An 8,033-nucleotide genomic window follows, 5' to 3' on the forward strand; every position below is an offset into this window, starting at 1 on the left:
GTCGGGACTGAAGTCCCTCCCACAAGGAGCGCACGCCGCTCCTACGTGGGCAGTGCCACTGCAAAGGCCGACGATGCGCCGGACCGTGTCCGGCGCAAGCGCAGGGGTCAGCTCGATGCCTTGCGCACGGCCTCCGGCAGCGGCGCGCTCTTGCCGGTCTGGGTGTCCATCCACACCACCACCACGTTGCCGTCGGAGTACAGCCGGCTCTCATCCTGCTGGTCGACGATGCGGTGGCCGATGGTCACGCTGCTGGTGCCCAGGCGCTCGACGAACAGTTCGACCAGGATGTCGTTGGGCCACACGATCGGCGCGCGGTAGTTGACGTTGGTCGCCGCCACCACCGGGGCGATGCGATCGCTCATGGACACGCCCTCCACGCCCAGCATCCAGCGCACGCGCGCCTCTTCCAGGTAGGAGATGTACTTGGCGTTGTTGACGTGGCCCATGCTGTCCATGTCGCGCCAGCGCACGCTGATCGGGATGCGCGCCAGGATCTTGTGTTCGCTGCTCATCAAACGTCCTTCTTCTTCTTGGTGCCGGTGCTGGTGGTGCTCTTGCTGGCCTTGCCGCCGCTCTTGGCGGCCACGGCCTGCTTCTTCGCCGGCTTTTCCGGCTTGACCTTGCGCGGCGGGCGCGCATCGGGCTTGTTGGCCATCGCCGCCGGCTGCTCCGGGCGCGCGCTGGTGGAGGGCAGCATCCGCGCCAGGAACTGGCCGGTGTACGACTGCGGGCAGGCCGCCACGTCTTCCGGCGTGCCGGTGACCAGGATGGTGCCGCCGCGGTGGCCGCCTTCCGGGCCCAGGTCGACGATCCAGTCGGCGGTCTTGATCACGTCCAGGTTGTGTTCGATCACCACCACGGTGTTGCCTTCGTCGCGCAGCTTGTGCAGCACGCCCAGCAGCGCCTCGATGTCGTGGAAGTGCAGGCCGGTGGTCGGCTCGTCGAGGATGTACAGCGTGCGCCCGGTATCGCGCCGCGACAGTTCCTTGGACAGCTTCACGCGCTGCGCCTCGCCGCCGGACAGGGTGGTCGCGCTCTGCCCGAGCTTGATGTAGCTCAGGCCCACGTCGACCAGGGTTTCCAGCTTGCGTGCGATCGACGGCACCGGTTCGAACAGCTTCAGCGCATCCTCGACGGTCATTTCCAGCACGTCGTTGATGTTGAAGCCCTTGTACAGGATCTCCAGCGTCTCGCGGTTGTAGCGCTTGCCGTGGCAGACGTCGCAGGGCACGTACACGTCCGGCAGGAAGTGCATCTCCACCTTGATCAGGCCGTCGCCCTGGCAGGCCTCGCAGCGGCCGCCGCGCACGTTGAAGCTGAAGCGGCCCGGCGAGTAGCCGCGCGAGCGCGCTTCCGGCACCTGTGCGAACAGTTCGCGCAGCGGCGTGAACAGGCCGGTGTAGGTGGCCGGGTTGGAGCGCGGGGTGCGCCCGATCGGCGACTGGTCGATGTCCACGACCTTGTCGAACAGGTCCAGGTGCTCGATCTCGCGGTACGGCGCCACGCTGTGCGAGGCACCGTTGATCTCGTTCGCCGCCAGGGTGAACAAGGTGTCGTTGATCAGCGTCGACTTGCCGGAGCCGGACACGCCGGTGATGCAGGTCAGCAGGCCGGCCGGGATGTCCAGGTCGACGTTCTTGAGATTGTTGCCGGTGGCCCCGCGCAGGTGCAGGGTCATCTTCGGATTGGCCTTGTGGCGCTTGGCCGGGATCTCGATGCGGCGCTTGCCCGACAGGTATTGCCCGGTCAGCGAGCGCGGCGCCTTGAGCAAGTCCTGCACGCTGCCCTGGCCGACCACCTCGCCGCCGTGCACGCCGGCGCCGGGGCCGATGTCCAGGACGTAGTCGGCCAGGCGGATCGCGTCCTCGTCGTGCTCGACCACGATCACCGTGTTGCCGAGGTCGCGCAGGCGGGTGAGGGTGCCGAGCAGGCGCTCGTTGTCGCGCTGGTGCAGGCCGATCGAGGGCTCGTCGAGCACGTACATCACGCCCACCAGGCCGGCGCCGATCTGGCTGGCCAGGCGGATGCGCTGCGCCTCGCCGCCGGACAGGGTGTCGGCCTTGCGCTCGAGGGTCAGGTAATCCAGGCCGACGTCGACCAGGAAGCCCAGCCGCTCGGCGATCTCCTTGACGATCTTGCTGGCGATCTCGCCGCGCCAGCCGGGCAGGTCGAGCTGACGAAAGAAGCTCAGCGCGTCGTCGATCGGCAGCACCACCAGGTCCGGCAGCGGACGGTCGGCGACGAACACGTTGCGCGCGGCCTTGTTCAGGCGCGCGCCCTTGCAGTCCGGGCACGGCCGTTCGCTGATGTACTTGGCCAGTTCCTCGCGCACCGCCGGCGATTCGGTCTCGCGGTAGCGGCGCTCCAGGTTGGGGATGATGCCTTCGAAGCGATGCTTGCGCTGGGTGCGGCCGCCGGCGTCGGTGAAGTAGGTGAAGGTGATGGTCTCGTCGCCGCTGCCGTACAGCACCGCCTGGCGCACGCTCGCCGGCAGCGACTGCCACGGCGCGTCGACGTCGAACTTGTAGTGCTTGGCCAGCGAGGCGATCAGCTGGAAGTAGTACGCGTTGCGCCGGTCCCAGCCGCGCACCGCGCCGGCCGACAGCGACAGCTCCGGATGCACCACGACCCGATCCGGATCGAAGAACTCGGCCACGCCCAGGCCGTCGCAGCTCGGGCAGGCGCCCATCGGCGCATTGAACGAGAACAGGCGCGGTTCCAGTTCCGGCAGCGAGTAGTCGCAGACCGGACAGCTGTACTTGGAGGAGAACAGGTGCGGCGCGGCCGCGGTGTCGTCCAGCGACTGCACCGACACCATGCCATCGGCCAGCTTCAGTGCGGTCTCGAAGCTCTCGGCCAGGCGCTGCTTGATGTCCTCGCGCGGGCGGAAGCGGTCGATCACCGCCTCGATGGTGTGCTTCTGGCGCAGCGCCAGCGCCGGCACCGCGTCGATCTCGTACAGCTCGCCGTCCACGCGCACGCGCACGAAACCCTGCGCGCGCAGTTGTTCGAACACCTGGGCATGCTCGCCCTTGCGCTCGCGGATCACCGGCGCCAGCAGCATGTAGCGCTGCTCCGGGTCCAGGGTCAGCACGTGGTCGACCATCTGGCTGACCGTCTGCGCCTCCAGCGGGTAGCCGTGGTCGGGGCAGCGCGGCTGGCCGACGCGTGCGTACAGCAGGCGCAGGTAATCGTAGATCTCGGTGATGGTGCCGACGGTGGAGCGCGGGTTGTGCGAGGTCGACTTCTGCTCGATCGCGATCGCCGGCGACAGGCCTTCGATGTGATCGATGTCGGGCTTCTCCATCACGCTGAGGAACTGCCGCGCGTACGCCGACAGCGACTCCACGTAGCGGCGCTGGCCTTCGGCGTAGATGGTGTCGAACGCCAGCGAGGACTTGCCGGACCCGGACAGGCCGGTGATCACGATCAGCTTGTCGCGCGGCAGGTCGAGGTCGAGGTTCTTGAGGTTGTGCGTCCGCGCGCCGCGGATGCGGATGTAATCCATCGCCATGAAGAGATTCCGGAGTGTGCCGGCCGCGGCGGTGCCGCTGGCCAGTGTGGGGGCGGAAAGGGGACGGCAATCGATCAGCGTACCCAGCTTGTCAGGTGGGGGCAATTGCCGCAGATCCCAGCGCCGCCGGGCGCCGGCGGCTGGCTGATTCAGGCAGCCGTGCCGGCCAGCGGGGCTTGACAGCCCGGGCCTGGGTGGGCTTGACCCTGCCGCGCGCGGCGGCTTACAATCCCGCTCCTGTCTGCCCGAAACGGCACGACGGGAACGACCACAATAACTACAGAGGAAGTCTGGTCATGTACGCAGTACTGGTCACCGGCGGTAAGCAATACCGCGTCGCGCAGGGCGAAACGCTCCGCGTGGAAAAGCTCGAAGTCGAAGCCGGCAACGAGATCACGTTCGACAACATCCTGATGCTGGGCGACAGCGATGGCATCAAGATCGGCGACGCGCTGAAGGGCGCCGCCGTCACCGCCAAGGTCGTGGCCCATGGCCGCGCCGACAAGGTGCGCATCATCAAGTTCCGCCGCCGCAAGCACCACATGAAGCGTCAGGGTCATCGGCAGCACTACACCGAAATCGAGATCACCGGCATCGCCGGTGGCGACAAGAAGTAAGGAGCAGCAGTCATGGCACACAAAAAAGGCGTAGGTTCCTCGCGCAACGGCCGCGACTCCAACCCGAAGTACCTGGGCGTGAAGATGTTCGGCGGCCAGGCCATCGAAGCCGGCAACATCATCGTGCGTCAGCGCGGCACCCAGTTCCACCCGGGCGCCGGCGTCGGCCTGGGCCGCGACCACACCCTGTTCGCGCTGGTCGACGGCAAGGTCGAGTTCTCGGTGAAGGGCGCCAAGAAGCGTCGCACCGTGAGCGTGGTCACCGAGGCGTAAGTCGCCGGTGTCCAGGGCCTGCGCCGTGGCGCAGGCTTGCTGACGAAAGCCCCGCTTCGGCGGGGTTTTTCGTTGGTGGCGGCGATGGCGGGATTGGGGATTGGGGATTCGCCAAAGCGGATTCCATTGCGTCCTGCGATTCCTGCCTCCGTTCTTTTGCCGGGGCCGCTAAACTGCGGCGTCCGGTGGTTTTTTCCAATCCCGAATCGCGAATCCCGAATCCCATGAAGTTGGTAGACGAAGCGGAAATCCAGGTCACGGCCGGCAATGGCGGCAATGGCTGCATCGGCTTTCGCCGCGAGAAGTTCATCCCGCTGGGTGGGCCCGACGGTGGCGACGGCGGCAATGGCGGCAGCGTGTGGCTGGTCGCCGACGAGAACCTCAACACCCTGGTCGACTTCCGCCACCAGCGCGCGTTCCGTGCGCAGCGCGGCGAGAACGGCATGGGCCGGCAGATGTACGGCAAGGCCGGCGAGGATCTGACCATCACCGTGCCGGTCGGCACCGTGGTGATCAACGTCGAGACCGACGAGGTCATCGGCGACCTAGTCGCGCACGGCGACCGCCTGCTGGTCGCGCAGGGCGGCAAGGGCGGCCTGGGCAACATGCACTTCAAGAGTTCGGTGACGCGCGCGCCGCGCAAGGCCACGCCGGGCGAGGGGGGCGAGGAGCGCACGCTCAAGCTGGAGCTGAAGCTGCTGGCCGACGTGGGCCTGCTGGGTTTCCCCAATGCCGGCAAGAGCACCTTCATTCGCGCGGTCTCCGCGGCCACGCCGAAGGTCGCCGACTATCCGTTCACCACGCTGTACCCGAACCTGGGCGTGGTCAGCGTCGAGGCCTATCGCAGCTTCGTGATCGCCGACATTCCCGGGCTGATCGAGGGCGCCGCCGATGGCGCCGGCCTCGGTGCGCAGTTCCTGCGCCACCTGCAGCGCACCCGCCTGCTGCTGCACCTAGTGGATCTGGCGCCCATGGAGGGCGGTGTGGATGGCGTTTCGCCGACCGAGCAGGTGCGGGCGATCGAGCGCGAGCTGCAGAAGCACGATCCGGAGTTGCTGGCCAAGCCGCGCTGGCTGGTGCTGAACAAGGCCGACCTGATGTTCGAGGACGAGGCGCGTGCGCTGGCCGAACAGGTGGTCGCCGAGCTCGGCTGGACCCAGCCCTGGTACCTGGTGTCGGCGCTGGGCCGCGAAGGCACCTGGCCGATCATGAAGGACGTGATGGCGTTCTTCGACCGCCAGCGCGAGGAGGCGCTGGAGGCGGCCGCCAATGGCGCCTGAGCGCTGCGCCGTCCTGCGGCGCGCGGGGCGGGGTGATGCGCACACGAAAAACCCGGCCAAGGCCGGGCTTTTTCGTGGTGCTGCCGGAAGCGCGGGCGCTCCCGGCGTCGACGGCAGCCGATCAGGCGGCGGTCTTGATCGCCTTGATGCGGGCGCTCAGGCGGCTCTTGTGACGGGCAGCCTTGTTCTTGTGGATCAGGCCACGCGAGCTGAAACGGTCGAGGATCGGCTGGGCGATGGCGAAAGCGGCTTCGGCGCCGGCGGCGTCGTTGGCGTCCAGGGCCTTGATGACCTTCTTGACGGCGGTGCGCAGCATCGAACGCTGAGCCGTGTTGCGCGCGTTGCGCACGACGGTCTGCTTGGCGCGCTTCTTGGCGGACTTGATATTGGCCACGGTGGTGGTTTCCTGGAAAGCTGTGTGGTGGATAAAAACAAGCGGGAGAGTATGAAGCGTCCGAATATTCGCGTCAAGTCAATTGTCAAGAGGGCTGCCGCATGAGCACGCCGCGCATGCTCCGCGGGCTGCTCTCCTTCAGCAGCATGACCATGGTCTCGCGCGTGCTGGGCCTGGTGCGCGACCAGGCCATCACCATTTCCTTCGGCGCCAACGCCACCACCGACGCGTTCTGGGTGGCGTTCCGCATTCCCAACTTCCTGCGCCGGCTGTTCGCGGAGGGCTCGTTCGCCACGGCCTTCGTGCCGGTGTTCACCGAAGTGAAGGAGACCCGCCCGCACGCCGACCTGCGCGCGCTGATGTCGCGGGTGTCCGGCACCCTGGGCGGGGTGCTGCTGCTGGTCACCGCACTGGGGCTGATCTTCACCCCGCAGGTGGCGCTGCTGTTCAATCCCGGCGCCAGCGACGATCCGGCCAAGTTCGGGCTGATCGTCGACCTGCTGCGGCTGACCTTTCCGTTCCTGCTGTTCGTGTCGCTGACCGCCCTGGCCGGCGGCGCGCTCAACAGTTTCCACCGCTTCGGCCTGCCGGCGCTGACCCCGGTGATCCTCAACCTGTGCATGATCGCCGGCGCGTTGTGGCTGGCGCCGAAACTGGACGTGCCGATCCTGGCGATGGGCTGGGCGGTGCTGGTGGCCGGCGTGCTGCAGCTGCTGTTCCAGTTGCCGGCCCTGCGCGGCATCGACCTGCTGACCCTGCCGCGCTGGGGCTGGCAGCACCCGGACGTGCGCCGGGTGCTGACCCTGATGGTGCCGACCCTGTTCGGCTCCTCGATCGCGCAGATCAACCTGCTGCTGGACACGGTGATCGCCTCGTTCCTGTACGCCGGCTCGCAGAGCTGGCTGTCGCAGGCCGACCGCTTCCTGGAACTGCCGCTGGGCGTGTTCGGCGTGGCCCTGGGCACGGTGATCCTGCCGGCGCTGTCGCGGCACCACGTCAAGACCGACCGCGCCGGGTTCTCCAGTGCGCTGGACTGGGGCTTGCGCACCACCTTGCTGATCGCGGTGCCGGCGATGCTGGGGCTGATGCTGCTGAGCCAGCCGCTGGTGGCGACCCTGTTCCAGTACGGCAAGTTCACCGCCTTCGACACGCGCATGGCGGCGATGTCGGTGTTCGGGCTGAGCTTCGGCCTGCCGGCGTTCGCCCTGCTCAAGGTGCTGCTGCCGGCCTTCTACTCGCGCCAGGACACGCGCACGCCGGTGCGCGCCGGCGTCGCCGCGCTGGTCGCCAACATGGTGCTGAACCTGTTGTTCCTGGCGATCCTGTACCAGTTGTGGGTGCCGGCGGAACTGCGCGCGCAGGGCGTGCGCGCGGCGCTGGAGGCGGTGCCGGGCCTGCACCTGGCGCTGGGCCTGGCCAGCGCGGTCGCCAGCTACCTCAACCTGTCGCTGCTGTGGCGCTGGCTGCGCCGCGACCAGGTCTACCAGCCCAAGCCGGGCTGGGGCGGCTATCTGCTGCGGCTGGGCGTGGCCTGCGCGGCCATGGCGACGGTGCTGGCGCTGGGCCTGCACTGGCTGCCGGCGTTCACCACCATGGACAAGTGGCACCGCATCGGCAGCCTGTTGCTGCTGGTCGGCGGCGGCGGCGTGGTGTATCTGGCTGCCTTGCTGGCGCTGGGGTTCCGGCCGCGGGATCTGCGCGAGAGTTGAGAAGGGCCGGGACCCGGGGCCCGGGGCCCGGGATGTTCCGCGGGTACACGGCGGCTGCGATTGCACTGTGGGAGGGACTTCAGTCCCGACGGGCTTTCCCGGGAAAGCCCGTCGGGGCTGAAGCCCCTTCCACAAAAAAACGACCCCTCTGTTTTTTGCCGGATCGCTTGGCAATGGTTTGGCTCCGGGCGAGAGCAAGAGGGGCCGGGACTTGGGCCCGGGATGTCCCGCGGGTGCACGCGG

7 protein-coding genes are annotated in these 8,033 nt (G+C 68.0%); 4 read left to right on the forward strand and 3 right to left on the reverse strand.

The window, feature by feature from the left end:
- Positions 1–107: 107 nt before the first annotated feature.
- Positions 108–515 (reverse strand): acyl-CoA thioesterase, encoded by a 408-nt coding sequence (locus tag GGR71_RS05400; RefSeq protein WP_048491466.1) that lies wholly within the window; start codon positions 513–515, stop codon positions 108–110.
- Complete coding sequence (gene uvrA / locus GGR71_RS05405; protein ID WP_160962763.1) at positions 515–3,517, reverse strand: excinuclease ABC subunit UvrA; 3,003 nt, start codon at positions 3,515–3,517, stop codon at positions 515–517. Before uvrA ends, GGR71_RS05400 begins: the two co-directional genes overlap by 1 nt.
- Before the next feature lie 296 nt (positions 3,518–3,813).
- Here uvrA and rplU point away from each other — a divergent pair, with 296 nt between their 5' ends.
- The 3 genes from rplU to cgtA all read left to right on the forward strand — a co-directional run bounded on the left by rplU (position 3,814) and on the right by cgtA (position 5,687).
- Positions 3,814–4,134, forward strand: a complete 321-nt coding sequence (gene rplU / locus GGR71_RS05410) for a 50S ribosomal protein L21 (RefSeq protein ID WP_010341170.1) — start codon at positions 3,814–3,816, stop codon at positions 4,132–4,134.
- A gap of 12 nt (positions 4,135–4,146) precedes the next feature.
- Positions 4,147–4,407 (forward strand): 50S ribosomal protein L27, encoded by a 261-nt coding sequence (gene rpmA, locus GGR71_RS05415; protein WP_010341169.1) that lies wholly within the window; start codon positions 4,147–4,149, stop codon positions 4,405–4,407.
- Between the two features lie 224 nt (positions 4,408–4,631).
- The gene (cgtA, locus tag GGR71_RS05420) at positions 4,632–5,687 is read left to right on the forward strand and encodes an Obg family GTPase CgtA (protein ID WP_160962761.1); all 1,056 of its coding nucleotides are present in this window, start codon (positions 4,632–4,634) and stop codon (positions 5,685–5,687) included.
- Between the two features lie 121 nt (positions 5,688–5,808).
- Here the strand turns inward: cgtA and rpsT are convergent, their stop codons facing one another.
- Positions 5,809–6,081, reverse strand: coding sequence for a 30S ribosomal protein S20 (gene rpsT, locus GGR71_RS05425; RefSeq protein ID WP_010341167.1), 273 nt, complete (start codon positions 6,079–6,081; stop codon positions 5,809–5,811).
- 116 nt (positions 6,082–6,197) lie between these two features.
- Here rpsT and murJ point away from each other — a divergent pair, with 116 nt between their 5' ends.
- Complete coding sequence (murJ, locus tag GGR71_RS05430; RefSeq protein WP_184451837.1) at positions 6,198–7,790, forward strand: murein biosynthesis integral membrane protein MurJ; 1,593 nt, start codon at positions 6,198–6,200, stop codon at positions 7,788–7,790.
- The last annotated feature ends 243 nt before the right edge of the window (positions 7,791–8,033 follow it).

The organism is Xanthomonas sp. F1, from assembly GCF_014199855.1.

Bases quoted from the DNA above. Each gene is read 5' to 3' on its own strand.
- cgtA (WP_160962761.1), top strand. From the start codon at position 4,632: ATGAAGTTGGTAGACGAAGCGGAAATCCAGGTCACGGCCGGCAATGGC.
- GGR71_RS05400 (WP_048491466.1), bottom strand. From the start codon at position 515: ATGAGCAGCGAACACAAGATCCTGGCGCGCATCCCGATCAGCGTGCGC.
- uvrA (WP_160962763.1), bottom strand. From the start codon at position 3,517: ATGGCGATGGATTACATCCGCATCCGCGGCGCGCGGACGCACAACCTC.
- rplU (WP_010341170.1), top strand. From the start codon at position 3,814: ATGTACGCAGTACTGGTCACCGGCGGTAAGCAATACCGCGTCGCGCAG.
- murJ (WP_184451837.1), top strand. From the start codon at position 6,198: ATGCTCCGCGGGCTGCTCTCCTTCAGCAGCATGACCATGGTCTCGCGC.
- rpmA (WP_010341169.1), top strand. From the start codon at position 4,147: ATGGCACACAAAAAAGGCGTAGGTTCCTCGCGCAACGGCCGCGACTCC.